Origin of the sequence: Roseovarius sp. CAU 1744 (genome assembly GCF_039839345.1) — a bacterium.
In the GTDB taxonomy this organism is placed as follows: domain Bacteria; phylum Pseudomonadota; class Alphaproteobacteria; order Rhodobacterales; family Rhodobacteraceae; genus Roseovarius.
The window spans coordinates 74,996-101,977 of sequence record NZ_JBDOQV010000008.1; the positions used below are offsets into that span (position 1 = coordinate 74,996).

The window sequence follows — 26,982 nt, forward strand, 5'->3', positions numbered from 1 at the left end:
CGGAATGGCGTCGAGTTCTGGGATGAACACACCGAGGGCCCGGACCGTGCATCGCGGACGCTGCTGACGTCCATCCGGTTGCAGATCGCCACCGTCGGCCCGCAGCCGACGCGACCCGTAAAAGACGTGGCTGCTGTAGGCGAAGGAACGGTCGTTTCGAGGCAAAGACAAACTCAGAGGATTTCTAAGCACTTGTATGGAGCCGATCTCAATCGTGACGGCAGGGAGGAAAGACATGTCTAAGAACCATCAACAGAAATTGAGGCACGGTGATGATTGAGCCGCTCCTCGTTGTCGTGGCGCTTCTGACGCTCATAATTGCGGGCGCACCCATTTTCCTTGCTCTTGGCGCCAGTGGGCTACTGGGCTTCTGGATGGCGCGAGGGTCGTTCGGGCTGTTCTTTGCAGGCTCGTCCTTCTTTGGCCAGCTCAACAGTTTCGAGCTGATTGCACTACCGCTTTTCATTCTAATGGGGAACTTCCTGACTGCGACCCCAGTTGGATCGAGCCTGTTTCATGCGGCCTCGGTTTGGCTGCGGTGGCTTCGGGGCGGGCTTGCGATCTCAACGGTGGGCGCGGGTACTGTTTTTGGTGCCGTTTCCGGCGTTTCAGTCGCCGGGGTCGCGGCTGTGGGCTCCATCGCCGTGCCAGAGATGCTTAAACGCGGCTACAGCAGAGGCATCGCCGCCGGATCGGTTGCATCCGCAGGTGCGCTTGCCATGCTTATCCCACCCAGTGTTCCGTTCATCATTTACGGGGCGGTATCCGGTGTATCAGTCGGCGATCTGTTTATCGGTGGCGTTGTTCCCGGCGTCCTGCTTGCACTGGCGCTTTCGGCCTATATCTGGGTGCGCTGTACGTTGAACCCCGATGAGGCACCCCATGCCAGCGAGGATGAGACAAGCTGGGGCGACAAATTCCGCGCGCTCAAAAACATCTGGCATGCGCTCCTTCTGGTCTTTCTGGTCCTCGGAAGCATCTACTCGGGCATAGCTACCCCCAGCGAAGCTGCAGGCTTTGGTGCGCTCGGCGCGTTTCTGATCGCCGCCGTCATTTTTCGAGCCCTCGACTGGCGCAAGACCTTTCGCATTTTAGGCGACAGCGTGCGCGTGTCCGGAACGATCCTATTGATCATCGGCTGTGCTCGAATCTTCGGCGACTACCTGAACTTGATGCGCGTTCCGCAGGCTCTCTCCGATATGTTGGTGGCTATGGACCTGCCCGCCTGGAGCATCCTGGTGGTGATCATGATCGCCCTTGTGCTGCTCGGAATGCTTGTGGATGCGGTCTCGCTCATTGTGGTGACGACGCCGATCCTACTGCCTTTGATCGAGGCCATCGGCTATGACCCGCTCTGGTTCGGCATCGTGTTGGTCATGAACCTAGAGATCGCCGTGGTGACGCCGCCCGTCGGATTGAACCTCTACGCGCTTCGTGGCGTAGCGCCAATGCTTGAAGTCGATGAAATCATCCGCGCCGTTATCCCCTTTGTGGTCGTGCAATTCGCGGTGCTCATGGTTTTCGTGCTGATCCCAGAGCTCAGCCTTTGGCTGCCTGGCTTATTCTGACTGACCACCCAACGGAGGAGAAACTACAATGACCATTACACGCAGAAAACTCTTGCAAAAGACCGGGTATCTGGGGGGCGTGGCCCTTTTGGCAACCCACATTCCGGGCAGCGCACATGCGGCCTCGACAATCACCGGGGTTTTCTACATCCCGCAGTCCTACAAGGCACTCTCGGCCGGAGCAAATGGCTTTGTCGAGCAACTTAAATCCCATGCAGCAGGCCAATTCGCAGTCGAGTATTATGACTCCGGCACACTTCTGAAGGCTGATGAGCAACTCGCTGCGCTGCGGGCCGGTTCAATCGACTTCATGTTCCACACCTCCAGCTATATTACCCGATCCGTCAAAATCCTTGGTATCACTGGCTTGCCAGGTGTTGTCGCGGCACTGCACGAAAACCCTGGCCGGATTGCCCGCGGCTCTGCGCTCTTCAACCTCGTCAACGAAGAACTGGCGAAAGAGAACATCTACTTGCTTACCATGATGGGCAACATTTACGAGCCTGAGTACCTCTGGTCGACCGCCGACAAGCCAATCCGCTCCATCGCCGACATCGCTGGTAAGAAAATTCGCGTGGTCAGCTTCGAGGCGACCCAGCTTGTCGAACGCTTCGGCGGCGTGGCTGTCCGTATTCCCTCTTCCGAGCTCTATCTTGCACTTCAGCGTGGCACGGTCGATGCAGCGGTTGCCAACATCTCGACCATCGTCGGACGCAGCCTGCAGGAGCAGATCGGACATGTTTACCGTCTACCGATCACGGCCTACGGAATCGGGTTGTTTGTCGACCTGCGCCGGTGGCAAAAACTTCCGCAGGAGTTAAAAACCGCGATGGAAAGCGCCTCAGACTGGGCTGACGTGAACGGTGCCGCGATGGCCAATAACGACATCTACCCGAATGAATTGTGGCCCATTATCCAGGACGCGGGGATCGAGAAAATTGATCCGAGCAAGGAGGATCTCTCAATGCTTGAAACGGCCGCCGAGGATGTCACTTCCGCATGGAAAGACGACGTCGGTCACGAAATCGGCACAAGGGCGGTAAATCTCGCGCTTGGATCGAGCAGCTAAATGAGCAAGATTGCCATGCCGCTTTTCAACCAAGTCACAAGAACCGCCCGTGTGCTGGGACAGGTCGTCTTGGCCTTCATGGTGCTAACAATCTGTTTCGATGCTGCTATGCGCTATGTCTTTGCGGCACCCACCAGTTGGAGCCATGAGGTCAACACCTTTTTGATTACTTACGTCGCCCTCATGACTGCGGCTGACGTTCAGCGCACGGATGATCATATCAGAATAACGTTTTTCACCGACCGGCTGTCCGAGGTCGCAAGAACGGTTATTCGGATTGCAATTGCTTGCGTCGGGGTCGCCTTTTGCGGCGTCATGACTTGGCGAGGGGCGCTAACGGCATTTCAGGCTTGGGAATACGGCGAGCGCGTCTCTTCTAGTTTCGGCACGCCTCTCGTCTTGCCCTATTCGTTGCTTCCAGTGGGTTTCGGACTCCTCGCTTTGCAGTTTGCGCTTGGGATTTTCAACCGCCCAGGCCCCGTGCAAGAGGCCTGACAACAACGGAACTGTCGCTTCTACACAATCTGATCCCTAACAAAAAAGGCGCCGCACTTTCCTGTGCGGCGCTCTTGTTTTCTGAGATATCTCTTGGCCAGCTTCATCTGCCTCAGAAACTAGGCCGGTCGGCATTTCTGCTGCCCGGGGGCTATTGCCCGTAGACCAGATTAGGGAGCCATAGCGATATCGTCGGGAACATTACGATCAAAGCTAACAGGACGAACTCGACGCACAGAAAGGGGATTACACCCCGAAAGAGTTCGCCGGACGTAACCACGGATCGGGCCGAAGCGATGACTGCAAAGAGGTTCAGGCCGATCGGAGGCGAAATGGCAGAAATCTCGATGAGCTTGATAAGAAGTATGCCAAACCAGATCGGATCATAGCCCAACTCGACCATGATCGGATGCAGGAAAGGAACGGTGACGACGGTGATCGAAACGGTGTCGATGAACATGCCAAGGACAAGGTTGAATAGGATCACGGCGACCAGTACCTGCCATGGTGCGATACCGCTTTCGCCAATGACATCGACTAGGTCGGAAATGAAGCCCGAGTAGACGAGAAAGCGTGCAAACAGCAATCCGCCGATCAGCACGAGAAAGATCGTGCCCGAGCTTACCGCAGTCTCTTCCAGGGCGTCTCTTATTTCCTTAGGCGAGCCCACGCGTCGCCAGATCGCGATCCCCAATGCACCTGCAGCTCCGACCGCGCCAGCAGCCGAAGGGAACATCAGCCCACTGTAAATGCCACCGATTACGATGACACTCAGGATTAGAAATGGGCCAATCCGACCGAGGGACTGAAGTTTCTCCCGCGCACTGAAGACGCGGTCAACCCGTGGTGCGACTGATGGTCTGACGCGCACGAGAATGAGGATAAAGATCAAATAGGCAATTGCTGTCAGCCCGCCCGGCACCACACCGGCTACGAACAGACGTCCGATCGACTCCCCCGTCAACAAGGCGTAGATCACCATCATGATGGAGGGAGGAATGAGGGACGCGAAGGTTCCTGCCGCCGCGATGCAGCCCGCGCCGATACCCTTATCGTATCCGAAACGGCTCATCTGGGGCAGGGACAGCTTGGTGAATACCGCTGCACTGACGATGGTCGAACCGGAAATCGCAGCGAAGCCCGCCGAGGAAAGAACCGTCACCAAATAGAGGCTGCCGCGCACGCGCGACATAATACGATAGAATGCCTCGTAGAGGTCGCCAGTGATCTGCGCCCGGTTGGCAAGAATTCCCATCAGAATGAAGGTTGGGATGACTGCAAAGGAATATTGGTTTAGGGCGTTATAGGCGAGGGTCTCTGCCGCGGAGGTGAGCAGGATGGTCCCTCCCACCAGATATAGGCCGCCCAATCCGATCAGACCCAGCGCGACCGCGACAGGCACCCCGATCAGTGTGAGCACAAGCGCCAGGCCGATAGATCCGACCCCCATGATGATGCTATCCATGTGAGGTCACCTCGCCAGCAAATGCATTTTCGGTTGTGACAGTTTTTCCCGCCATGGTCAGAAGCACGATCCGCAGCGCTTCAAGACCACTGATACAAAGCCCGACGGCGAAGGCGATCTTCATCGGCCATACAGGAAAGGCAACAGCGCCAACCGCTGTCTCACTCAGTTCGATGCTTGCAAGCGCCAGGCGGACCGCGCCGAAGGAAAGAAGGCCAAAAAAGATCAGTGACAGCGCACCCGCAATCAAGGTCGACACTGTTCGAAGGCGCGCGCCCATGCGTTCGGTCAAGATATCGACGACAATTTCTGCCCGGTTGCGAATGACTTGACCCGAGGCGAGCAGGACTGCCGCGGGCAGAATCTCCTCGGCGAAATTGGTGGCCGCGGGGATTGGCTTGTTAAAGAAAAAGCTCAGGACCGAGTCCAGGGTGGCGAGGAAGACAATCGCAAGCACAAGAGCCCCCGAAACCGAAACGCTGAGGAAGGTGGCTGCGCGCAGCAGACGATCTGAGGCGCGCAGGATGTTCGACAAAAAGGTCATAGCGAGCAGCGCCTATTCCAGCTCGGCCTGAATGGTGCGCCAATGGTCGACTACCGTCTTTGCCTCTTCACCAAGCCCCCTTGCCACCATGTCCTGGAACCAGACCTCCTGCATGTCAGGGATAGCAGAGTCGTAAGCGTCTGGTTCGACGAACTCCACGACCTCGACACCCTGGGCCTTGAGAAACGCCAGCGAAGCGGTCTCAGCCTCTGCAACCGTAGCCAGACTGCGCGCCGCAGCTTCTTGGCTTACCTCAAGAATGAGGTCCTTCACATCATCGGAATAAACGTTTTCCCATTTGTCCAGGTTAACCCAAATCGGCCATGTCGTTACCGGTCCGACCCCAGCGGTCGAGAGGTATTTCGCTACCTCGTAAAGTTTGGTGACTTCGTAAAGATCGGTAGAGAAGAAACCGCAATCAAGCCGTCCGCGTTGCAGACCCTCGTAGATATCGGACGGTAGAACGTTGACCCCGACTGCGCCCAACGCCTCCCACATTGGCGGCTGGTAGGCTCCGAAACTGCGGATACGCACACCTTCGAAATCCGCCATGGCCTTCACGGGCTTTGTGCAGAGCGGATAGTAGGAATTCATCGGGTGAAAGAAGAGCGGCTTCACGTTGTTCCTACGTAGTTCTGCCTGAACGGCCGCGTTTTCAGCCACCAGCCTTTCCGAAACCTCGGCCGCTGCCTCTCGGGTGGTAAAGACATAGGGCACCGAATTCGGAGCACCGATCAGTGGCAGTTCATTCGGGAAATAAGCCTGCGGTACAGCACCGAAATCCACAGCGCCCGCCCCCACGAGTCCGAGAATTTCCAACGGCTTTCCGGCTGCGCCGCCCCAGAAGATGCGAATCTTGATGTTGCCGCCGCTACGCTCTTCGATTTCGTCGGCCCACCATTGGTCGATACCGCTTTGGACAAAGACCTTGGGCCCGAAATGTGCGAGGCGCAGGTTCATCTTAGGATACTCCTGCGCCCATGCCGCATCGAGCGACGAAAGTGACAGTAGAGACAGGGCCGCACGAGCGACCAGTAACTTAATCTTCATGATTTCCTCCCATTGGATCCACGCGCGCCCATCCATCCTCCGAAACGCGCCGTGTCAGGCGGTGCCGGACACGTTACCCCTCGTAAATTAGCATGGCGCGGGCGGCTCTCGGTCGCCTCTAAACGCGAAGAAATCGCCCAGAACTGCGCTTGGCTTCCCGGATATTCCGGTGTCGTGCCTGTCCAAATGAACCAAATAAGGCGAAGGCTGGGGCGATTGAGGCAAACCTTGTGTCCTCGCCATTCATATTCATGCAGGATGGATCACGACATAGTCACATCAGTCATCTGGAATATTCTCAGATACCCGTTGCCCAACGCGGTCGGAGGCTCAGGAGTGAGCGTTGTCGATCTGCTTACATGCGCGGTCGACACCAAAGCAGGGCAATCGGGCTTTGGGTTTTCATACGTGATCGGCGGAGGCGCCGAAGCCTCGCTCGTCGCAGGGCGGCGGTTAACCGATGCGCTGTTTCTAGAGCACCCGGTTAGCCACCCGGAAGTGGCCTGGGCACGGGCACAGAAACTTTGCAATCGAACAGGAAAAGGCCCGAACTATGTCGGGTATGCTGCTGCAGATATGGCGCTTTGGGATCTTCACGCGCGCACAAACAACGTATCGCTGGGCGAAGCGATGGGAGGCGCGAGACGCGCGGTTCCAGTCTATGGCAGCGGTGGTTACCGTTCGGGAATGTCGGCAGATGCGGTCGCAGAACAGGTGACGTCCCATCTCAACCAAGGGTTCCAGGCGATCAAGCTTAGACTTGCCGGCGACGCACGTGATGAGACCGCGTTGAAAGCTGCCGCTTCCATTGCTGATGGTTCGCATCATATCATGGCCGATCTCAACGAAAAGGGCACTCTCACAACGGCCAGACGCACCCTCGACCGGGTCGCGGCCCATGGAGGGATCTTTGTCGAAGAACCGCTTCCGGCCCATGACTATTCCGGCTATCGGCAACTGTCCCTCAGTCACTCGGGCCAAGTCGCCACCGGCGAGCACCTGCAAGGCTTGTCCGAGGCGCTGCCCTTTATGACCGAAGGTCTCTGCGCCGTCATTCAACCCGACTTGGCCATGATCGGCGGTTTGACCGAGGCCCTGCGTGTCGCGCGTATTGCCGAGGCCACGGGAACCGAAGTCATGCCCCACTTTCTGCCTGGGCTCTTCGTTCATCTTGCTGCCGCCGTGCCCTCCTTGACCTGGCTGGAGGACTTTCCCCTGTTGGAGCCGCTCTTTACAGGATGGCCCGAGATATCGCCTGACGGAACGATGGCTCCGCGCGATGTCGCAGGGCACGGTCTGACTCTGACCGAGGAGGCATGTGCCCGGTACCGTTTGAGCTGATACGGGCGGAAGCGCAGGCGCCTCGATCAATGTGTTCAAGGCGCTTTTCACTCCATTGATTTGAAACCTGATGGGAGTAGGCAAGGGAAGCGCAACCAGGATGACGTTATGGTCGCGCAAACCGAATCTGGGCTTAACGTGTGCCTGCCCCAAAATCCGTTCATGTGGTTTCTGGGGTCAGTGCGTACTGAAACATGCCCTGTAGATATCTTCGGCATCGGATACGCGCGCCTGGCGAATGTTCGGCGACGCAATTTCAGACGCGTCGCTGATGTTCCCGGTGGACCCGGTGCCATATAACCCCGGCACTGCCGCGCGTGCCACAGCGTTCAGGCAAGATGGTTCATCAAGAAGGCCCGCAAAGGATTGGGGGAAATCAATCCTATCGTAAAAGCTCCGGATTGCGGCAATGACGCCGGCGAGAACATCTTCGTCCGGGCGTTCCTGCTCTCTAACCCCGAACGCCAACGCAAGCTGCCGAACCTTCGGCGCCGCGATCGGGGCGTTGAAGGCTAGCACATGGGGCAGAAGCACCCCGACGCCGTAACCGTGGGGAAGATGATGCTGTGCCTCAAGCGGCAATGACAAGGCATGGGCAAGGCCCAGCCGCGCGTTGCCACAAGCCATGTTCGCGATAGCAGAGCCGAGGAGGTTTTCAGTACAGGCGGCCTCGTTTCGTTCTAGGATCGCTGCAGGCGCCGAGCGGAATAGCAACGAAACCGCTGTCGTGGCAAGTCCGTCGGTGAGCGGCGTCGCGAATTCTGTGAACATTGCCTCGACCGCGTGAGACAAAGCATCGACTGCCGATACAGCGGCAAGCCGCGGGGGAATACCGCTAAGCACCTCTGGGTCAAGCACGGCGACATCGGGAAAACTGAGGGGCCCTCCGCCTACGAATTTGGTTTCGTTTTCGTCGTCTTTGACCAAAGTAAACTGCGAAACCTCAGCCCCAGACCCCGCCGTCGTCGGGATCATTATCATTTTCAGGGCGCGGTTGGTAAAGCTCGCGACGCCCGCGCAGTCGCGGAAACTCGGTGGGTTAGTGGCGACGATAGCGACAGCCTTGCCCACACACATGGCCGACCCGCCCCCTATGGCGATGATCCCGTCGATCCCGTCACGCCGCACGCGCGCCGCCAGTTCGTCCACCTCCGCGAGATGGGCGTCGATGCCACAGCCGTCATAGACGTTCACCGCGACACCCGCCGCGCTGAGCGATGAGGTGGCTGCGCTGTAAAATGCTTGCGGCGTGATGTTCTGGTCAGTGATGACCAATACATTTCTCAGGCCCAACTCTGTCGTCGTATCGCCTAGCCCGGACAGGACACCTGTTCCGTGGATGATACGTGTGCTCATCAGAAATGTCTGTTGCACGTTTCCCTCCCCTTTGAATGTTTGCAGATCGCCCCTCCCACGTCCTGTCAGCGCAGGACGAACGGGTTGGGAACCTCCTTTTCCAGGTTGAAGTAAACGCTCTTTGTTTGGAGATACTCCTTGATCATCTCCTGACCGTTCTCACGCCCGATGCCTGACTGTTTGTAGCCACCGAAAGGCACGGCGTAGCTGACCACGCGATATGCGTTCACCCAGATCGTACCCGTCTTGAGCGCACGGGTGTAGCAAAAGGCCCGGCTCAGATCATTCGTCCAGACCCCTGCCGCCAATCCATAGGGGGTGTCGTTGGCAATCCGAATCGCTTCGTCATCGTCTTCAAAGCGGATGACTGACAGGACAGGCCCGAATATCTCCTCACGTGCTACGCGCATCGAATTATCGACATTTGTTAGGATCGTCGGTTCAATAAACCAGCCTTCCTCACAGCCGGGCCCAGAATAGGCTCGCCCGCCATGCGCTAAAGTGGCACCCTCGCCTTGGGCGATGTCGACATAACTCAACACTTTTTCGAACTGAGGAAGCGTTGCGACAGGGCCGATCTGGGTGTCGTCGGCCATCGGATCACCCATTTTTGCAGCGCTTACAAAGCGGCGCAAAGACTCTACAAAGCGATCATGAATCGCCTCGTGCACAAGTAGGCGCGAGCCAGCCATGCAGGTCTGGCCGGTCGCTGCGAAAATGCCAGAAACCGCGCCCTTTACGGCCTGCTCGATATCGGCATCCTCGCAAATGATATTTGGGGATTTACCACCGAGTTCCAATGTCACATGCTTGAGCGACTTCGCAGCGGATTGATAGACCGCCCGCCCCCCAGCATCGCCCCCCGTAAATGCCACTTTCGCCACTTTCGGGTGTTCAACGAGGGCTACACCACATTCGTTACCGTAGCCCGTGACCACGTTCACCACGCCCGGAGGGAACCCGGCCTCGTGAAACAGCTTCACGAACTCAACCATCGAAACCGAAGCGTGTTCAGAGGGCTTTATCACCACCGCATTCCCTGCCGCCAAGGCAGGTGCCAGCTTCCATGTGGTAAGCAAAAGCGGTGAGTTCCAAGGTGTGATCGCGACCACAACACCCAAAGGCTCGTGAACCGTGTGAACGAACATTCCCGTCTTGTCCGAGGGGATGACCGCGCCTTCGACCTTATCTGCAAGACCGCCAAAGTAGTAGTAATGCTGCGGCAGATAGCGGAGCTGGCCGAGCATCTCCGCCTTCAGCTTGCCATTGTCTTGAACTTCGAGGTCGGCCAGCCGCTCGGCATTGGCCAAGATCAGATCGCCGACCTTGCGCAGCAATGCGCCGCGCTGACTGGCAGATAGCGCGATCCAAGCAGGGTCTTCCATCGCTGCAGCGGCCGCTTCGACAGCGGCATTCGCATCTGCTCTTGTTCCTCTCGGGATCCGCGCCCAGGGGCGCCCCGTAAATGGATTGGTGCTTTCAATCCATTCACCATTCTCGGCGGCACGATCCTGCCCCCCGACGACCATTTGAAAATCCAGCATCCTGACCTCACAGTAATAAGCCTCAGGATAGATTAGCGCTCAATCGGAAAACTCTTCGCCCTGGCCAAGCAAGCATTCGCCCTCATCAGCCAGTCCGCTGCGCCGAAGCGAACTGGGCGTCACGCCGAAACGCTCCTTGAACCTGTCGGTAAAGCGCGACTGCGATTGATATCCCACCGCGTCGGAGATCTGGCAGATCGTCATGCCGGTTTCTTGGACCATCGTCAGCCCCGTCATAAGGCGCGTCTCTTCCAGAACTTCCCGGAAACCGGTGCCCTCAAGTTTGAGCTTGCGGCGCATGGCGGATTCGCTGATCCCCAGAGTCCGGCAGACATGGCCGTAACGCCAATCACGCGCCGGATCAACGCCGACGAGTTGCGAGACGCGCAGACGCCAGCTTGACCCGCGGCCCAAGATTACGTTTCCAGCAAGTCCCGACTGGGCGAGAAGAAGCAGTAGCTCCACCAACCGGTGACGCTGTACCTGAAGTGACACAGGATACTTGCGGCTCCAGTCAAGCCACTGCTGAGTCCATTCGAGGATCGCTTCCGAGGCTGGGGCACGCCAGTTCGCCGCCAAGTTCCAGTTTTCCGAACCCTTGCCATATGCACGGCGAAACTCTTCTACGGTTTCGATATCAAACCGGAACCCCAGGCCCTGATAGACACCGTTTTCTTTATCAGGATACTTCCCAAGCCAAAAATCCACGTTAGGCGGCACGATCAACATCTCTCCTGCCTTCGCCACAAAACGCTTGTTTGGTACCTGGATTTCCTTACTGCCCCTTACCACGAGAAGCATCGCGGGTTTGTTGAAGGTAACCTTCGAGATGCTCTGCTGCTTGAAGCAACTCTGCACCCCCAGCCCACAATGCATCATATCCTTGCTCAGATCGTCATCACGCAGTTGAAGGCTCTTGTAGAGATCGTCAAGCAACCTCCGTTTAGTCGGTTGAAACGGAAGTTCCTGCCGGACGCCAAACGCCGGTGCTTGCCTTGTTATCGCCATATCGACCCCGCAGAATGCATTAAAAACAGCAATTATCGCTAGGCTACACCGCATACCCAGATCAGAGAACGATTAATCTTGCTGCGAAAACTTGGAGCGAAGCATTGGCGCTTCGGGGCGAAAAGGCTTCGCGATCTTCTCCAAGAAGAGGCTCCCAGTACTTTGACCTATTCAAGTCTTCTTGTCAGTCAACGCCCTCGCAGTTCTCGTCACTTACTGGTTATGTATCCTGACCCTAATCCTCTACGAACCGGGTAGGACGTCATAGACCGCTGCACCGGTACATCTATCGTAAGCCACTAACGCAAGCGCCTTGCCCTGGCGTTGGGATCGATTTCCGAGACGATCACGACGTCGTCTCCGTCGATTTCATTGACGGGTAGCGCGTCGCAAGACTTGCGCCTTGCTTGTCTGCTCAGCCAGGGAATGTCGGTGTTTTCAAGATCAAGTTATCGCACGTGATTTGCGTATTCTGAGAGGTGCCGTAGAGCTTCTCGAAACGGATTGAACTGACCGATGAGAAGGCTCCCGCCGCTAAACGCTTTGCGCGCATTTGAAGCCGCTGCAAGACACCTCAGCTTTAACGCGGCTGCGGGTGAATTAGGTGTCACGCCAACTGCAATTTCACACCAGATCAAGCTATTGGAAGATACGGTCGGACGGACGCTATTCGTTCGCAACCCAAGGCCGATCTCGCTGACAGAGGCGGGCGAACGTCTATTTCCAACTGTTCGCACTGCGCTCGATCAGCTTGCTCAAGTTGTCGCCGATATTACAGAAACACCCGATACGAGTACGCTTCGGGTGTCGACGACGGTGGCATTTGCGTCCAACGTTCTGTTGCCGCGGCTTGCGGATTGGTCTCAGGAGTTTCCCGATATTGAACTTGAGATTCATGCCTCCGATCACCCGGTCGATCTGGCCGCGGAGCGGGTTGATGTCGCGGTGCGCTACGCCGCGAAACCCGGCAACAGCATGGTGTGGCGCGAGATTTGCAATGATGAATTTCGCCCGACAGCAGTACCTTCGTTGGCTTTAAAAAATAACGGCATGCGCAGCGAGTGTATCGACCTCTTTTCTCTGCCGCTGATCAGTTATCGATGGAAATCCCCTCACAAAGCGGAACCAACCTGGGAGAAATGGCGCGCGACCGCGATTGAAGGCGGCTCAGACCATACCTGCCTGTCGAAGGCGCAGCACATCAAGCTGAGCGAGGAAAGCCATGCGATTGAAGCGGCACTGGCCGGTCAGGGCATCGTGCTTGCAAGTACGGTTATCGCGGCCGCACATATCCGAAAGAAGAAACTGCAATATGTGTCCGACACGGCGCTCCCCGGATTGACCTACTACACCGTTCATCTTCCGGAACGGCATGACGGCCGAGTTGCGATTTTCCATGACTGGCTCGGGTCAATTTTGCAGGCGCATTGAACAGCGGTCGGCCACCTTATTCCAAACGATGCTTGATTTGGGCCTGCTCCGGTCGCGGACGGTGCCTTGTGCACCGACCTACCTGAGAAAAACTCATCTGCCTGCTTAGGTATTCGATTTTGACGCAACGGGTTCGTTGGCTTTTATTCGGGTCAGCCCGGCCGGCGCGTAACGAAACCTTATGGAGTAATCAGATGAACAAGTTTGTGAAACTCGCCACAGTATCAGTTGCGGCGTCACTGGTCGGATCTGGTCTTGCGTTTGCAGCTGAGCCGCCAACCGAACATCAAGGCGTATCGGTCTATGGCAGGGCCGCGCTCGAATTGGGTGCCCAGATCCCGGCAATGGATGGCTATCAGCTTCGTGTACGGCAAGTGGTCGTTGAGACCGGTGGCGTGGTTGCTTTTCACCGTCACGACACGCGCCCAGGCGCATATTACGTTGTGAAAGGCAATGCAGTTCGCGAGTTTCAAGGCGCCGACGATGAAACCGGACGTATCGTATCTCCCGGCCAGGCGGTGCTGGAAGACCAAGGCACCGACCATTGGATCAAGAACGAGGGCGACGAAGCGATCTTCTTCGTTCTTGACATCGTTCCTGTTGAGTAACTCGGCGTTTCTTGGGGCCGTGGCGTTTGGCGATCCGTCAAACGCCACGGTGCCTCAGGCTTGGGTATAGGTATGGCCTCTGCATTGCTCATTGACGGTTCCGCTCAGCGCAAACCCTGGCTGGTCATGGTTCATGGAACCAGTCACGATCATCGCGTCTTTGAAGCACAGATCGAGACATTTCAAAGTGAGTTCAGATTGTTGCTCATAGATCTGCCCGGTCATGGATTGTCCTCGACGCTCAGTGGGCCCTATGGGCCAGTTGAATATGCCGAACATGTTGCGGGAACCCTTGCATCACACGGTGTCGAGCAGGCCCACTTTTGGGGCTCCCATACCGGCGCGGGTGTCGGTCTTGCGCTTGCCGTGGAACACCCAAGCCTGTTTCGATCTCTGGTTTTGGAAGCCCCTGTCATTCCCGGCAGGAATCCGGACGTTGTTTTGAGGACGCTTTCGAAAGTATGTGAATTGGCGAAATCCGGATCACCGCACGCAGCTCTCGAATTTTGGTGGCAGGAGTCATGCTGGTTCGACTATATACGAGCACATCCCCAACGAACCCGGGCAGAGGCACTCAAAAAGATCGTTTTTGAGTTTTCGGCCGTGCCCTGGACCGATACGTCTCTGCCGGCTCAACCGATCGATGTTTCGGAAAGTCTTGCGCAATTGACCATTCCAACCCTGGTATACAACGGTGCCTTTGATCATGCGGGGTTTCTGGAAACAGCCCACGAGCTCGACGAATGTCTGCCGCGATGCAGGCGGGCCCTGGTTGAGAAGAGCGGCGGGTTTCCGGCGTGGGAAAATCCCAGTGCAACAAACGCACTGGTGAAGGGCTATTACAAGAGTATCGGAGAATTCGTGTGATGAGATTCCTGTGGCTTTTCGTGGCTTTGTCGTTGAGCGGCATCGGTGTTCGGCCAGCATTGGCTTGTGGGCAGGATAGCGATTGCGTCATCGGCGATCGACACTATCGGATTTATATGCCAGCCCGTGAACCCGCGGACGAACGGGTCGGAGCCATTGTGTTCGCCCACGGATTTGGTGGATCTGCGAAGGGCACGTTACGGAACCAATCACTTTTGCAGATCGCAGACGACCTTGGTGTGGCAATTGTCGCGGTCCAATCGGCCGCCAAGGATTGGTCAATTCCGGGTGCGCCATCGGAGGTTACTCTGGATGATGTTGATGAGCTCGCATATTTCGACGCCGCGATTAAGGATATGACGACCCGTTTCCCTATCGACCCGAACAGATTGGTCGCGTCCGGGTTTTCGGCCGGTGGGATGATGGTTTGGAACCTGGCATGTTATCGGAGCCACCAATTCGCTGCATTTATCCCGATTGCTGGAACCTTCTGGCGGGGCGCGCCTTCGGATTGCGCAACTCCACCTAAAAGCATCGTTCATATCCACGGCGACGACGACAAAATCGTCCCGCTGAAAGGTCGAAAGGTAATGGACACGCATCAGGGAGATGTGGCTCAGACATTGGAGATGTACGCACGCTTCGGTGCCTTTGACGTAGCAACAGATTCTATTGAGGGTGATCTTAAATGCAGAAATCGCCGAAACAGCGATGGTCTGCTACTCAGCTTCTGCCAGTTCTCGGGTGGCCACTCGTTCAAGGCCCAACATCTCCGCAGCGCGTGGCAGATGCTCCAGAAAACAGGCACGCTGTGATCACGACAACAAAGCTGGACAGGTCGTTCAGCACCCTGGCCGTTCATCCGTCCGTCGTCAGAGTTTTTCGGAATGCTTTGGCTGTTTCGTAGCGGAGGCTCTGGTTCGATTTCTGTTTCTTGATCTCCTCGCGAATCTTCAGGATTTTCGCGCCCCGGCCATGATGAACAACGGCGGGTGCCAGGTTGCCGATACTCTCGTGGTATCGTTGGTTGCCGTCGGGGGCGACGAGAGCCCCGATCTGACGTTCCAGGTCACCGGGCAGGAAGTAGTTCTCCAACAATAGCCGCCTGGCCACCAAAATTTGCCCACTCCCATCGCTGCAGCCTTCAGGCACAAACAAATGCGGTTGTGCTGCTGCCCGTATTCTCCTATCACCAACCCTACCTCGGGGTGCATGGACGACCGTGCTGAGATGCCATTTCGGCGAACCCGTTGAACCTGAACCGGCTAGAACCGGCGGAGGGAAGGGGGCACCGGTTTCATCCATCCTTACCCTCTCGCGAGCCAATTGGAGGATGACATGAAACATCTGCTTATTGCTGCGGGAATTCTGAGTGCGACATCGGCCGTCGCCGCCGATAAACCCGAACTGACCGTCTATACCTATGACAGCTTCGTTTCCGATTGGGGCCCGGGCCCGCAGGTCGAAGAGGCGTTCGAGAAGACCTGCGATTGCGACCTCAAGCTTGTCGGGGTCGAGGACGGCGCGGCGCTTCTGTCGCGCATCCGGCTGGAGGGGGCCGGCTCCGACGCCGATATCGTGCTGGGCCTGGATACAAACCTGCTGATTGCGGCCCGGGAAACCGGTCTGTTCGCCGCCCATGACGTCGAAGCCGATTACGCGCTGCCGGTCGCCTGGGCAGATGACCATTTTGTTCCCTATGATTGGGGGTATTTCGCGTTTGTGCATAACGCGGGTGCCGAGGTGCCGGGCAACTTCCGCGACCTTGCGGCAAGCGATACCAAGATCCTCATCCAGGATCCGCGCTCGTCGACGCCCGGCCTGGGGCTGCTGATGTGGGTCAAGGCGGCCTACGGCGATGCGGCCCCGGAAATCTGGGCCGATCTGTCGGACAACATCGTGACCGTGACCAAGGGCTGGTCCGAAGCCTACGGCCTGTTCCTGGACGGCGAGGCCGATATGGTGCTGAGCTACACGACCTCGCCCGCCTACCACCTGATCGCCGAAGAGGATGACAGCAAGGCCGCCGCCGTCTTTGACGAAGGTCATTACATGCAGGTCGAGGTGGCGGCCAAGCTGGCCGGCTCGGATCAGGTTGAATTGGCCGACCAGTTCCTGGCCTTCATGGTGTCGGACGCGTTCCAGTCGATCATTCCGACAACCAACTGGATGTATCCCGCGGTGATGCCTGCCGATGGGCTGCCCGCCGGATTCGACATGTTGGTCACGCCTGAAAAAGCCCTGTTGCTGACCCCCGAAGAGGCGGCGGCAACCCGTGACGAGGCGCTTGGCGAATGGTTGGGCGCGCTCAGCCAGTAAACCCGTGGCCCGGGGTCATCGCGGCGGCTCTGGTCGCCGTGCTGATCCTTGGTACGCTGGTCGCCGTGGCGTTGCGCGCCGAAACCGGGCGGGGGTTTGGCCCTGCAGACTGGGCGGCGCTGCGGTTCACGCTGACCCAGGCGGTTCTGTCGGCCGCGCTCAGCGTCGCGCTTGCCATACCCGTGGCGCGTGCACTTGCGCGCCGCCGGTTCCACGGGCGGCGCGTGTTGATTGCCCTGCTGGGGGCGCCGTTCATCCTGCCGGTGATCGTGGCCATCCTGGGCCTGTTGCAGGTCTTTGGCCGCGCGGGATGGATTTCCGACCTGCTGGGGCTGGCCGGCCTGCCGCCCATCCGCATCTACGGGTTGCACGGCGTGGTGCTGGCGCATGTCTTCTTCAACCTGCCCCTGGCCACGCGGCTGATCCTGCAGGCATGGCAAGAGGTTCCGTCCGAACAGTTCCGGCTGGCGGCACAGCTGGGCTGCGACGGGCGTGCCGTCTTTCGGCTGATCGAGGCGCCGATGCTGGCGCGCGTGGTGCCCGGCGCGCTGGCGGTGATCTTTGCGCTTTGCCTGACCAGTTTCGCCGTGGCACTGACCCTGGGCGGCGGGCCGCGGGCGACGACGATCGAGCTGGGGATCTACCAGGCCTTTACCTATGATTTCGACCTCGGGCGCGCGGCAATGCTGTCGGCGCTGCAACTGGTGCTGACGGTGCTGGCCGGGATCGCGGCGCTCAGGCTGGCGCGTGGCGGCGGTTTCGGTACCGGGCTGGACCGGCCAATCCGCCGTTGGGATGCCGGCGCGCCGCTGGCCGATACGCTCTGGATTGCGCTGGCCGCAGCCTTCCTGCTGCTGCCACTGGCTGCGATCATGGCCTCGGGCGCGGCGGGCCTGTTCCAGATGCCCGCGGTGGTGCTGCGCGCGGCGCTGGTGTCGGTGGTGGTGGCCGCTGCCAGTACGCTGCTTCTGCTGATGCTGGCCCTGCCGATGGCCGCCGCAATCGCGACCGGGCGCAGGGGGCTGGTGGAACTAAGCGGCATTCTGGGGCTTGCGGCGTCGCCGCTGGTGATCGGTACGGGGCTGTTTGTCCTGATCCGCCCGCTGGCCGACCCGACCACGCTGGCGCTGCCGGTCACGGCACTGGTCAACGCGGTGATGGCTTTGCCCTTTGCACTGCGCATCCTGGTGCCTGCCGCCCGGCAGAACGTGGCGCGTTACGGTCGCCTTGCGCTGTCGCTTGATATGCGGGACGGGGCATTCTTTGCGCGCGTGTTGGTGCCACGGATGCGCCCGCAGATCAGGTTTGCCGCAGGGCTTGGTGCGGCCCTGTCGATGGGCGATCTGGGGGTTATCGCGCTGTTTGCCGATGCCGAGATCGCGACGCTACCGCTACAGATCTATCGCCTGATGGGGGCCTACCAGATGCAGGCGGCACAGGCGGCGGCGTTGCTGTTGCTGGTGCTGTCCATGGGGGCATTCTGGCTGCTGGACAGGGGAGGCCGCTGGCATGCTGAAGCTTGAGGATTGCGTGATCGGAAACGGTGATTTCACACTGCACGCGGACCTGGGCGTGGCCGCGGGTGACAGCGTGGCCGTGATCGGCCCGTCGGGGGCCGGTAAATCCACCCTGCTGGAGGCAATTGCGGGTTTCCGCCCGCTGGTGCGGGGGCGCCTCAGGTGGGGCGCCGCCGATCTGACCGAGCTGCCGCCGGGCAGGCGCCCCGTGGCAATGCTGTTTCAGGACGGTAATCTCTTCCCGCATCTGACCGCCATGCAGAATGTCGGGCTGGGATTGCGGCCCAATGGCCGGCTGTCGGCGCAGGATGAGGCAGAGGCCAAGGCGGCGCTGGCCCGGGTGGGGCTGTCCGGTATGGAGGCGCGCAAGCCCGCCGCGCTTTCCGGCGGGCAGCAGAGCCGCGTGGCACTGGCCCGCGTTCTGGTGCAGCGGCGCGACCTGTTGTTGCTGGATGAGCCCTTTGCCGCGCTTGGGCCGTCGTTGAAGGCCGAGATGCTGGACCTTGTGCAGGAACTGGTGGCCGAGAGCGGTTCGACGCTGATGATGGTCAGCCATGATCCTGCCGACGCACGGCGCATCTGCGAACACGCGATCCTCGTGGCACAGAACACGGCGTTGCCGCCCAAGGCCACATCTGAACTGCTGGACAAGCCCCCGCCGGTTCTGCGCGATTACCTGGGATAAGCGATTGCGCATCGCGGAAGGGCGATGGCCGGTGCGACCCGCCTGATGCAGGTCTGCGCAATCCGATTGAGCGCCTTGCGGCGCGCAGGGTCTCTCGTCGAACGCCCTTGACGTCCTCCTCGGGATTGGCGCGAGGAAGTGGAGCTTGCGCGCAGCCCTGACCGGTGGAGCGGTCGATTAGGGATTGCAGTTGGGCCCCGATCTGGGGCATGTGAGCCGCCATGACGTCCAAGACCCATCCCTCTGGTGCGCCATGGCGCAATTTCTACGGCCGTTTCAAGGGAAAGGGGCTGCGCAAGTCGCAGGAGGCATTTCTGAACGAGGACCTGGCCGGGTTGTCGCCGGGCCCCGTCGGCTGGGAAGAGAACCCGGAGCGGAAACCGATCGACCTGGAGGCCTGTTTCGGCAATCGCGACATCTGGCTGGAAATCGGGTTTGGCGGTGGCGAACACATGGTGCATCAGGCGGCGCGAAACCCGGAGGCCGGCATCATCGGATGCGAGCCATACATCAACGGCGTGGCGATGCTGTTGGGGAAAATACGCGAGGCACAGGTCGAAAACCTGGCGGTCTATCCCGGCGATGTGCGCAACATGTTCGACGTGCTTGGCGACAATGCCATCTCAAGGGCGTTCTTGCTCTATCCCGATCCATGGCCCAAGAAACGCCACCACCGCCGCCGTTTCGTGACGCCCGAGCATCTGGAACCGCTGGCACGGGTGATGAAACCAGGCAGTATTTTTCGCGTGGCGACGGATATTCCGGATTACGTACGCCAGACGCTTGAGCAGGTGCCGCGCCACGGGTTCGAATGGCTGGCCGAGCGCCCCGCCGACTGGCGCGTGCCGTGGGATGACTGGCCTTCGACCCGTTACGAACAGAAGGCCCTGCGCGAGGGTCGTACCCCGCATTACCTGACATTTCGCAAGACCTGAGCCGATCACGCCTCCATCCAGATGGTCACTGGCCCGTCATTCAGCAGTTCGACTTTCATGTCGGCGCCGAATGCGCCGGTCTCGACGGGTACGCCCTGCGCCGCCAGCTGTTGGGCGAAATACCGGTAAAGGCGCTCTCCTTCATCCGGGCTGGCGGCGGCGGAAAAGCCGGGGCGATTGCCGCGGGAGGTATCGGCGGCCAGGGTAAACTGGCTGACCACGAGGGCGCTGCCGTCAATGTCGCGCACCGACAGGTTCATCTTGCCGGCCTCATCCTTGAAAATACGAAGTTTTGCGATCTTGGCGGCCAGTTGGTCGGCCTCGGCCTCGGAATCGCCCTGCATGGCGCAGATCAGGATCAGCAGTCCGGCGCCGGTCTGGCCGATCCGTGTGCCGTCAACCGCGACGCTGGCATGAGAGACTCGTTGAATAAGTGCGCGCATCCGGGGTTCTCTCAGGTCAGCTGCGGAAATCGCAGATTTCGGAAATTTCGGCGCGCTCGGTGCGAAGCCGGTTGGCCGGGTGGTTCGGGTCGGGGTAGCCAAAGGAAATCGCACAGAGGATCGTCCGGCTGGCCGCAAGGCCGAAATGCGCGCGGATCATCTCGGGGTAGGCCGCCACGGAGGCCTGCGCGATGCTTGCCAATCCCAGGGAGGTCGCGGCCAGCATGAAGGCGGTGACGAAACCACCGCAATCAAGCGCGCCATAGGGGCCCAACGCGGCCTCGGAACTTACGATCGCCACATGCGGAGCGCCGAACAGGCGGAAGTTCTCGCGGCTTTGCCCGGCGCGCGCGGCGTGGTCGTCGCGGGCAATGCCCACCGCATGATAGAGCTGGTAACCGCAGGTGCGGCGGCGATCACCCGTGGCGCCCGGGTAACTTTCGGGCCAGGGCATGTCCGGCGCGGGTTTTTCCCGGTCTACGGTGTCCAGCAGGGAATTGCGGAAGCGTTCGGTTTCCTCTCCGGTCGTGATGACCACCTGCCAGGGTTGGGCGTTGCACCATGATGGTGCGCGACCGGCGGCAGTGACGATCTGTTCGATCACGTCGCGAGGGACCGGATCGGGGCGGAAGCCGCGACAGCTGTAGCGGGTCGAGAGCAGTCGCTCCAATGCGTCGAAATCCACGGTCACGTCAGATAGCTCCTTGGTTTTTCGCATAAAAATACCCGACCGCACCGGCCAACAGGGCCCCCAGAATGACCGCCGCGGCGATTTTGATGGCCGAATAGGGCCGCTCGCCCTGGACCCGGCCGGTGCGGCCATTGACGACAAAGCGGTAGGTTTTGCCGCGGTATTTGTAGGCGGCCAGCCAGACCGGCAGCAGGATGTGCTTGAAGGTCACATCGTTCATCCGTGTCTGGATGTCGTGAATACGCTGACGATCGCCGCCGATGTCGAACTTCACGTCGCGGGAAATGACCCGGTCCATGTGCCGGCGCGCCTCGGCAAAGCCGTCTTCAAGCGCGACAGTGTAGCCTTCGGCCCGGAAACCGGCCAGGTATTCAGGCCGATAGGGTTCCAGCGCGGCCAGATCCCAGGGCTCCAGCGCGTCGGTGAAACGTTTCGGCAGAGACCGTGCGGCCAGCACCAGCACGTCATCGAAGAACCGCGAAACGCGGCCGCGGACCGGGCGCCAGCGGACCTTGGCCACGCGGATGTTCTTGCGCTTGCCGTCGCTCATGACCGTCCGGGTTTCGTAATACACCGTGCCGCGCTCGCCCCGGTAGGCGGACTCGGTATTCGCGTCAAAGGTCCAGTATGGGACGTAGATCCCCTGCATCTTCCGGCCCTTGCGGGCAAATTCCTGCAGTCCCGAAGGGGCGAACCACAGGTTCCCGAGCCAGTCCGTCATCGCCTTTCGCGCGGCGCTTTCCTGCAGCGCGAAGGGCAGAAGCCCGCGCGGTTTGATATGCCGATGCGTGCCGGTATCGGTGACGACCGGTGTGGCGCAGAACGGGCATTCGGTGGCGTGCAGATCCGAGTCATATTCAACCTGGGCCGCGCAATTCGGGCACTGCAGCACGCGGGTCTCCTCGATCTCCTGCTCCGGCAGCCGGCTTTCCAGCGCGCGGTGCAGGTCCAACTCCTGGATGGGCGCCGCCGAGGTCACCGCGTGTTCGATCTGTGCGCTGTTGCCGCAGTGATCGCAGACCAGTTGCGCCGCGCCCGGATCAAACCGGAAATCGGCGCCGCAATTGTCGCAGGGAAATCGGTGTTCAACGGTCATCGCCGGTGTCACCCGTTCCAGTCACCGATGATCGCGTCCGCTTCGAGTTCGACCAGCCAGTCGGGATTCACGAAACGGTCGACCGCCATGATCGTATCGACGGGTCTGACATCGGTGAAATATTCCTTGCGCACGTCTATCGCCGCTTTCCAGTTGTCGATATCGGTCAGAATGACCCGGGTTCGGACGACGTCTTGCAGCCCCGAGCCCGCCTGTTCAAGCGCGGCCTTGATGATTTCGATACATTGCCGGGTCTGCGCGGCTACGTCGCCGATGCCAACCGTGTTCCCGTCCGGATCAACAGGGGCGGTCCCGCCGACCGAGATGAACGGGCCGACGCGGACCGCGCGGCTGAACCCGACGGTCCGCTCCATCGGGTTTCCGTTTGAAATCAACTCACGGTCATAGCTCATGGCGTTACGTTCCCTATGGTGGTCGGAAAGGTGTCAGGCGCCGGGTGGCGGTGGCGGCATCACGGTGAAAAGCTGCGCCAGTTCCTGCACGTCCTCGGCGCGTTGCCAGCCATCCTGCCCGGCGGTCCAGACCAGCGTGTCGCGAGTCAGCTTGCCTTCGCTGGCCATCTGGCCCAGCCGGGCCCTGGAATAGGGGCCGTGGGACTGACCGTTTTCGGCGATATGCCAGACATGTTCGACCGGCGGCAGCGGCGGCGGGGGGGCGTGATGGGTCGGGACCAGTACCGTTTGCGGCGATGTGCCGGCCTGCGAGGTGGCAGGGCGTGCCCCCCACGGGCCGTGCTGCATCCCGGCTTGCGCCATTGCCATGCCCATCCCCATGCCAAGACCGGCGCCCATGCCGCCGCCATTGGGGTTGCGGGCGGCCTCGGTCATCGCCTCGGCGGCGGAGTATTCGGTAAAGCGGCCCAGATCGCCAGCGATACCTGAGGAGGTGCGCTTGTCCAGCGCCGCCTCGACAGCCGGCGGCAGCGAGATGTTCTCGATATAGAGCTCGGGGATCGACAGACCGTATTCCGCGATCGTGCCGCTGATGGCGGCGGCGACCAGCTTGCCCAGATCGGCGGTGTTGGCGGCCATGTCCAGCACCGGGATGCCCGACGAGGCGATTACGCGGGAAAACTCCTGCACGATGATGTTGCGGATCTGATAGCTGATCTCGTCCATGGTGAATTCGCCATCGGTGCCGACGATCTCGACCAGGAATTTCGCCGGGTCGCTGACACGCACCGAGTAAGTGCCAAAGGCGCGCAGGCGGGTCGGGCCGAATTCCGGGTCGCGCAGCATGATCGGGTTCTTGGTGCCCCATTTCAGGTCGTTGAAACGCGTGGTGTTGACGAAATAGATCTCGGATTTGAAGGGGCTCTTGAAGCCGTGATCCCAGTGCATGATCGTGGTCAGCACCGGCATGTTGTTGGTCTCCAGCATATAAAGGCCGGGGGTGAATACATCGGCCAGTTGCCCTTCGTGCACGAAGACCGCCGCCTGACCTTCGCGCACGGTCAGCTTGGCGCCGTATTTGATCTCGTGCCCCTCGCGTTCGAACCGCCAGACCATCGTGTCGCGGGTGTCGTCCACCCAATGGATGACGTCGATGAACTCGCCAGTCAGAAAATCGAAAATACCCATCTTTCAGGTCTCCTTTGTCGTCAGCTTGGTCCGCTCTGGCCGGTAAACAGCCGGCGGAATATCGGCCGCGCTTCGTCGGCGGTCATGCCGGGCCGCAGCGCCGGGTTGTAGAGCACGCGCAGCAGTTCCTCGTCATGGGTGGTGAGCAGGGCGAACTCGTCGTCGTCGTTAAAGATCGAGGGCCGTGCCGTGGGGCTGTCATTGGCCAGGCCCAATCCCTGGGCCAGCTCTTCGTGCACGCAGGACTGGCGCATCAGGGCCGGGTGTTCGGCCCGGATGAAGGCGATGGCGCGGGTGTATTCGTAATCCTTTTCCGACCCGGCGGTGATCACGAAACACAGGATCGACCGGGGCAGAGCGCCGAAGAAGTCCAGCGAGGCCTGGCTGATGCTGGGAATGATCTGCGCGGCACGTCGGCGGGCGAATTCGTGGTCATCCTCGCCCATGACAAAAACATAGAAGTTGGGATTGCGCGCATTGACCGAGACGGGGTGGCCGGTAATGCGGGCCAGGCGGGCGGCATACCGGGTGACAAGCGCCGTGTCCGTGGCGCGCTGTTCCTGCGGTACCGAGGCGCCAAATTCCATCCCCATCCGCACCGGCCCTTTCCACTTGCGCAGCCGGCCGGATTTTCCATCGGACTTTTTCAGACCCTGATCGCGGGCATATTCATCGTAAAAGGCGATACGTTCGAAATTGCGGATCAGATCGGTATCGGTATAGGGCGTATCCACCCCGCCTCCGCCGGTGCGCAGCAGGCCCTGCGCCAGCAGATCGGCCTGCATCCTGCCGTAGAACTGCGCCATCGCCAGGCTGCGCGCTGACGGCGCTGACGGAACGGCCTGCACCGCCAGCCCCGACGGGCGTGCGCGGGGCTTCTCCGTTGGCTCCAGCGGGGCAAGGTCACACCCCGCCAGGGCCCCAAGACCCAATCCAAGAACTGCCCCTGATACGACCCCGCGCCACCGCACCGGGGTGTCAGGCCCCGGGCACCGCGGTGCCGGCGTTGTCACCAACCCCGTCGCGCCGGGATTTGGCCGCTGCCAGCGTATCGCGCAGCTCCGTCTCCATCTTCTTCAGTTCCTCTTCGGCGGCGGCGCGGCGGGCCTTGCCCTCGTCGGCGATCGCCAGGCTTTCCTCGATCGTGCCGATCAGGTCGGCATTGGCCTGTTTCACGGCCTCGATGTCGAAGACACCACGCTCCATTTCCTCGCGGATCATCTTGTTCGATTCGCGCAGGTTGCGGGCATTTGCGGTCAGCAACTCGTTGGTCAGGTCATTGGCGTCCCGGACGGCCGCCGCGGCATCGGCGGAACGCTGGATGGTGACCGCCTGCGCCAGCTGCGTTTCCCAGAGCGGCACCGTGTTGACCAGTGTCGAGTTGATCTTGGTCACCAGGCTCTTGTCGTTTTCCTGTACCAGCCGGATCGAGGGCAGGGACTGCATCGTGACCTGCCGGGTCAGTTTCAGGTCATGCACCCGGCGTTCCAGGTCGTCTCGTGCGGCTCGCAGATCGCGCAGTTCCTGCGCCTTCATCACCTGCTTGGCCTCGGCGGCCTTTTCCACGGCTGCTTCGGCCTTGGGGATGTCCTTTGTGTCGAGAACGTTCAGTTTCTCCTCGCCCGCCGCGATATAAAGCGCCAGCTCATCGTAGAAGCTGAGCGTTTTTTCATAGAGGATATCGAGCGATTTGATGTCCTTGAGCAACGTGTGCTCATGGCCCAGAAGATCCTCGGTGATCTTGTCGATCTGGCCCTGGACCTTTTCGAACCGGGCGGTGAAATTGGCGAAGGGCGCGGCGCGGCCAAGCAGGCGTTCCCACCAGGTGCGTTTGCGGCGCACATCCAGCTCTGAGACGGAAAAGCCGCGGATCGTGGTGACGATGCCGCGCAGGCTGTCGCCCGCGGGGCCGACATCCTTGTTGCGCACCCCCTGCAGCATGGACTGCGAGATTTCCTGCAGTTCGGCCTGCGCGTTCGAGCCGAAGGAGACGATGGACTGCGTGTCGCTCATGTCGATCTCGGCCATGCGTTTCTTGATCTCGGCGCCCAGGGGCTTGTCGGCGTCCCTGAGCGGGACGATGGTGTTTGCGTCAGTGGGTTCGGGCAGGATAACGGCGCTGACTTTCTCCACTTCGGCCAGCGTGGCCTCGGCCTGTTGGCGGATATTCTCGGTCATGACTTCCCCTCTACCTGTTAATCCTGTTGATCCGACTGGATCTCGGGGCGGATACCCTCGCGCCGCAAGCGGTCGCGCAGCACGTCGATTTCGATTTCCAGATCAGTACGATTGTCGGCCAGCAGCTTTTGCGTCTTGGCCACGAAATTCTCTTCCAGATCGGTTAGCAGCATCATGTAGTCGGATTTCGCCGCCGCGCTGCGGGAGCGGGCGTAAATATCGGCGAATTTCGCGGTCGCGTCGCGTGCGCCCACCAGGTAGATGCCCATGTACTTGCGCGCTGCCGTCAGGTCGCGCGGGTCGTCTTCGACGGTACGCAGCATGTCGCGCACGCTGACCTGAAACCGCTCTACCCGCGCCTCGGCCTGGCGATCACCGGCGCGCCTGATCGCATCGGACATCGCGGCCAGGTGGGTTTCGGCCTTTTCCACCGCGCGCGCGACGCGGTCGGTCTGGAACTGGTCGACCCCTTCAAGGCCCTTGTCCTTCATCGGGTCGAGACCGAAGGCAAGACCGTGCAAGACCGTGCCGAGCACCCCATAGATTACCGGTGCAACGATCCCGCCGCCGGCGGCAAACCCGGCAAGTGCCAGGCCCAGCCCGGTCAGCACCGAGCCCGCCATCTTGCGCGGGAATCCGGGGCGGCGGGCGACCTTGCGCGCCTCATAGGCTTCCTGTGCCAGAATGCCTTCGCGGGTCATCCAGGCTGCCATCAGCAATGTGCCAAGCGCCAGAAGGTTCAGCGCTAGCCCCACGGGCCCGCTGGCGAAGGCCTGCCAGATCAGCGGCAAAGGCGCCAGAAACAGCAGGTTGACCCGGCCGCCGGCGCGGGTGCGCCTGGCCCCCTGGAACGCGCCACGGGGGGCCGTTCCGGGCGGGCCGCCATCGGGGCTGTATTTGCCGCCATAGCGTTGCGCCATCTACACGCCCCCCGACACCGAGACAAAGAGGATCAGCAGCACAAGCAGGAAGAATGCAAGTTTTTGCAAGCCTGTCTCGGTCATCGAAATCCCCGGTATTCTCAAGTCATGACAAACCTAGGGGATGCCGGTGCGGCTTACTAGGGGGAAGATTCCCGTGCGCGGCTCATCACCAATGCGCCAGAGGTTTTTGCGGCGGTCGCGTGGCTTGTCCACTGGTCGCTCCCGCATGCCAAGATCTGATCAATAAC

General features: G+C 60.2%; 27 protein-coding genes and 1 riboswitch. Of the genes, 12 read left to right on the forward strand and 15 right to left on the reverse strand.

Going from position 1 to position 26,982, the window contains the following annotated elements; genetic code table 11:
- The first annotated feature begins 272 nt into the window (after window positions 1-272).
- The 3 genes from AAFO92_RS16675 to AAFO92_RS16685 are packed head-to-tail and all read left to right on the forward strand — an operon-like array spanning window position 273 to window position 3,132.
- Entirely contained in the window at window positions 273-1,568 is a 1,296-nt protein-coding gene (locus tag AAFO92_RS16675) for a TRAP transporter large permease (RefSeq protein ID WP_347537003.1), read from the forward strand.
- Between the two features lie 28 nt (window positions 1,569-1,596).
- Complete coding sequence (gene dctP, locus AAFO92_RS16680) at window positions 1,597-2,637, forward strand: TRAP transporter substrate-binding protein DctP (RefSeq protein ID WP_347537005.1); 1,041 nt, start codon at window positions 1,597-1,599, stop codon at window positions 2,635-2,637.
- Window positions 2,638-3,132, forward strand: coding sequence for a TRAP transporter small permease (locus AAFO92_RS16685; RefSeq protein ID WP_347537006.1), 495 nt, complete (start codon window positions 2,638-2,640; stop codon window positions 3,130-3,132).
- 151 nt (window positions 3,133-3,283) lie between these two features.
- Here the strand turns inward: AAFO92_RS16685 and AAFO92_RS16690 are convergent, their stop codons facing one another.
- From AAFO92_RS16690 to AAFO92_RS16700, 3 genes are read right to left on the reverse strand one after another with little or no spacing between them, the layout of a single operon-like run.
- A complete protein-coding gene (locus AAFO92_RS16690) occupies window positions 3,284-4,597 on the reverse strand; it encodes a TRAP transporter large permease (protein WP_347537008.1) in 1,314 nt (437 codons plus the stop codon).
- Window positions 4,590-5,141 carry a TRAP transporter small permease gene (locus tag AAFO92_RS16695; RefSeq protein WP_347537010.1) on the reverse strand — a complete coding sequence of 184 codons (552 nt, stop codon included), beginning with the start codon at window positions 5,139-5,141 and terminating at the stop codon, window positions 4,590-4,592. The genes AAFO92_RS16690 and AAFO92_RS16695 overlap by 8 nt, the downstream gene beginning before the upstream one ends.
- 12 nt (window positions 5,142-5,153) lie before the next feature.
- Window positions 5,154-6,191 carry a C4-dicarboxylate TRAP transporter substrate-binding protein gene (locus AAFO92_RS16700; RefSeq protein WP_347537012.1) on the reverse strand — a complete coding sequence of 346 codons (1,038 nt, stop codon included), beginning with the start codon at window positions 6,189-6,191 and terminating at the stop codon, window positions 5,154-5,156.
- Between the two features lie 336 nt (window positions 6,192-6,527).
- On the opposite strand from AAFO92_RS16700, the gene AAFO92_RS16705 reads away from it, so the two are divergent.
- Window positions 6,528-7,532 carry a mandelate racemase/muconate lactonizing enzyme family protein gene (locus tag AAFO92_RS16705; protein WP_347537014.1) on the forward strand — a complete coding sequence of 335 codons (1,005 nt, stop codon included), beginning with the start codon at window positions 6,528-6,530 and terminating at the stop codon, window positions 7,530-7,532.
- A 177-nt stretch (window positions 7,533-7,709) separates the two neighbouring features.
- Here the strand turns inward: AAFO92_RS16705 and AAFO92_RS16710 are convergent, their stop codons facing one another.
- The 3 genes from AAFO92_RS16710 to AAFO92_RS16720 form a co-directional block, all read right to left on the reverse strand.
- Entirely contained in the window at window positions 7,710-8,888 is a 1,179-nt protein-coding gene (locus AAFO92_RS16710) for an iron-containing alcohol dehydrogenase (RefSeq protein ID WP_347537016.1), read from the reverse strand.
- Window positions 8,889-8,953: 65 nt separating this feature from the next.
- Window positions 8,954-10,432, reverse strand: coding sequence for an aldehyde dehydrogenase (locus AAFO92_RS16715; protein WP_347537018.1), 1,479 nt, complete (start codon window positions 10,430-10,432; stop codon window positions 8,954-8,956).
- A gap of 39 nt (window positions 10,433-10,471) precedes the next feature.
- Window positions 10,472-11,368: a helix-turn-helix domain-containing protein gene (locus AAFO92_RS16720; protein WP_347537020.1), complete on the reverse strand. Its 897-nt coding sequence runs from the start codon at window positions 11,366-11,368 to the stop codon at window positions 10,472-10,474.
- Window positions 11,369-11,956: 588 nt separating this feature from the next.
- On the opposite strand from AAFO92_RS16720, the gene AAFO92_RS16725 reads away from it, so the two are divergent.
- The 4 genes from AAFO92_RS16725 to AAFO92_RS16740 all read left to right on the forward strand — a co-directional run bounded on the left by AAFO92_RS16725 (window position 11,957) and on the right by AAFO92_RS16740 (window position 15,161).
- A complete protein-coding gene (locus AAFO92_RS16725; protein WP_347537022.1) occupies window positions 11,957-12,871 on the forward strand; it encodes a LysR family transcriptional regulator in 915 nt (304 codons plus the stop codon).
- Window positions 12,872-13,065: 194 nt separating this feature from the next.
- Complete coding sequence (locus AAFO92_RS16730; RefSeq protein ID WP_347537023.1) at window positions 13,066-13,479, forward strand: cupin domain-containing protein; 414 nt, start codon at window positions 13,066-13,068, stop codon at window positions 13,477-13,479.
- 72 nt (window positions 13,480-13,551) lie between these two features.
- Window positions 13,552-14,346: an alpha/beta fold hydrolase gene (locus tag AAFO92_RS16735; protein WP_347537025.1), complete on the forward strand. Its 795-nt coding sequence runs from the start codon at window positions 13,552-13,554 to the stop codon at window positions 14,344-14,346.
- On the forward strand, window positions 14,346-15,161 hold the full coding sequence (locus AAFO92_RS16740; protein WP_347537027.1) for a polyhydroxybutyrate depolymerase: 816 nt from the start codon (window positions 14,346-14,348) through the stop codon (window positions 15,159-15,161). Before AAFO92_RS16735 ends, AAFO92_RS16740 begins: the two co-directional genes overlap by 1 nt.
- A 43-nt stretch (window positions 15,162-15,204) precedes the next feature.
- On the opposite strand, the gene AAFO92_RS16745 is transcribed toward AAFO92_RS16740, so the two are convergent.
- Window positions 15,205-15,441: a hypothetical protein gene (locus AAFO92_RS16745; RefSeq protein WP_347537029.1), complete on the reverse strand. Its 237-nt coding sequence runs from the start codon at window positions 15,439-15,441 to the stop codon at window positions 15,205-15,207.
- Window positions 15,442-15,540: 99 nt separating this feature from the next.
- Window positions 15,541-15,646, forward strand: a riboswitch (TPP riboswitch).
- Window positions 15,647-15,684: 38 nt separating this feature from the next.
- On the opposite strand from AAFO92_RS16745, the gene thiB reads away from it, so the two are divergent.
- From thiB to AAFO92_RS16765, 4 genes are all read left to right on the forward strand, one after another.
- Complete coding sequence (gene thiB / locus AAFO92_RS16750; protein WP_347537030.1) at window positions 15,685-16,665, forward strand: thiamine ABC transporter substrate binding subunit; 981 nt, start codon at window positions 15,685-15,687, stop codon at window positions 16,663-16,665.
- Entirely contained in the window at window positions 16,641-18,188 is a 1,548-nt protein-coding gene (locus AAFO92_RS16755) for a thiamine/thiamine pyrophosphate ABC transporter permease ThiP (RefSeq protein WP_347537032.1), read from the forward strand. The genes thiB and AAFO92_RS16755 overlap by 25 nt, the downstream gene beginning before the upstream one ends.
- Window positions 18,175-18,867, forward strand: coding sequence for an ATP-binding cassette domain-containing protein (locus AAFO92_RS16760; protein ID WP_347537034.1), 693 nt, complete (start codon window positions 18,175-18,177; stop codon window positions 18,865-18,867). Before AAFO92_RS16755 ends, AAFO92_RS16760 begins: the two co-directional genes overlap by 14 nt.
- 221 nt (window positions 18,868-19,088) lie before the next feature.
- On the forward strand, window positions 19,089-19,802 hold the full coding sequence (locus tag AAFO92_RS16765; RefSeq protein WP_347537036.1) for a tRNA (guanine(46)-N(7))-methyltransferase TrmB: 714 nt from the start codon (window positions 19,089-19,091) through the stop codon (window positions 19,800-19,802).
- A gap of 5 nt (window positions 19,803-19,807) precedes the next feature.
- Here the strand turns inward: AAFO92_RS16765 and dtd are convergent, their stop codons facing one another.
- Genes dtd through AAFO92_RS16805 form a run of 8 tightly spaced genes read right to left on the reverse strand, consistent with a single transcriptional unit; the run spans window position 19,808 to window position 26,731 of the window.
- Window positions 19,808-20,245 (reverse strand): D-aminoacyl-tRNA deacylase, encoded by a 438-nt coding sequence (gene dtd, locus AAFO92_RS16770; RefSeq protein ID WP_347537038.1) that lies wholly within the window; start codon window positions 20,243-20,245, stop codon window positions 19,808-19,810.
- A gap of 16 nt (window positions 20,246-20,261) precedes the next feature.
- A complete protein-coding gene (locus AAFO92_RS16775; RefSeq protein ID WP_347537040.1) occupies window positions 20,262-20,963 on the reverse strand; it encodes a nitroreductase in 702 nt (233 codons plus the stop codon).
- Window positions 20,938-22,032 (reverse strand): TFIIB-type zinc finger domain-containing protein, encoded by a 1,095-nt coding sequence (locus AAFO92_RS16780; RefSeq protein WP_347537042.1) that lies wholly within the window; start codon window positions 22,030-22,032, stop codon window positions 20,938-20,940. The genes AAFO92_RS16775 and AAFO92_RS16780 overlap by 26 nt, the downstream gene beginning before the upstream one ends.
- Before the next feature lie 8 nt (window positions 22,033-22,040).
- Complete coding sequence (locus tag AAFO92_RS16785; protein WP_347537044.1) at window positions 22,041-22,445, reverse strand: RidA family protein; 405 nt, start codon at window positions 22,443-22,445, stop codon at window positions 22,041-22,043.
- 33 nt (window positions 22,446-22,478) lie between these two features.
- Window positions 22,479-23,633 (reverse strand): SPFH domain-containing protein, encoded by a 1,155-nt coding sequence (locus AAFO92_RS16790; protein WP_347537046.1) that lies wholly within the window; start codon window positions 23,631-23,633, stop codon window positions 22,479-22,481.
- A 20-nt stretch (window positions 23,634-23,653) separates the two neighbouring features.
- On the reverse strand, window positions 23,654-24,565 hold the full coding sequence (locus AAFO92_RS16795) for a DUF2927 domain-containing protein (protein ID WP_347537047.1): 912 nt from the start codon (window positions 24,563-24,565) through the stop codon (window positions 23,654-23,656).
- 46 nt (window positions 24,566-24,611) lie between these two features.
- The gene (locus tag AAFO92_RS16800) at window positions 24,612-25,811 is read right to left on the reverse strand and encodes a toxic anion resistance protein (RefSeq protein WP_347537049.1); all 1,200 of its coding nucleotides are present in this window, start codon (window positions 25,809-25,811) and stop codon (window positions 24,612-24,614) included.
- 17 nt (window positions 25,812-25,828) lie between these two features.
- Window positions 25,829-26,731: a 5-bromo-4-chloroindolyl phosphate hydrolysis family protein gene (locus AAFO92_RS16805; protein WP_347537050.1), complete on the reverse strand. Its 903-nt coding sequence runs from the start codon at window positions 26,729-26,731 to the stop codon at window positions 25,829-25,831.
- Window positions 26,732-26,982: the final 251 nt, after the last annotated feature.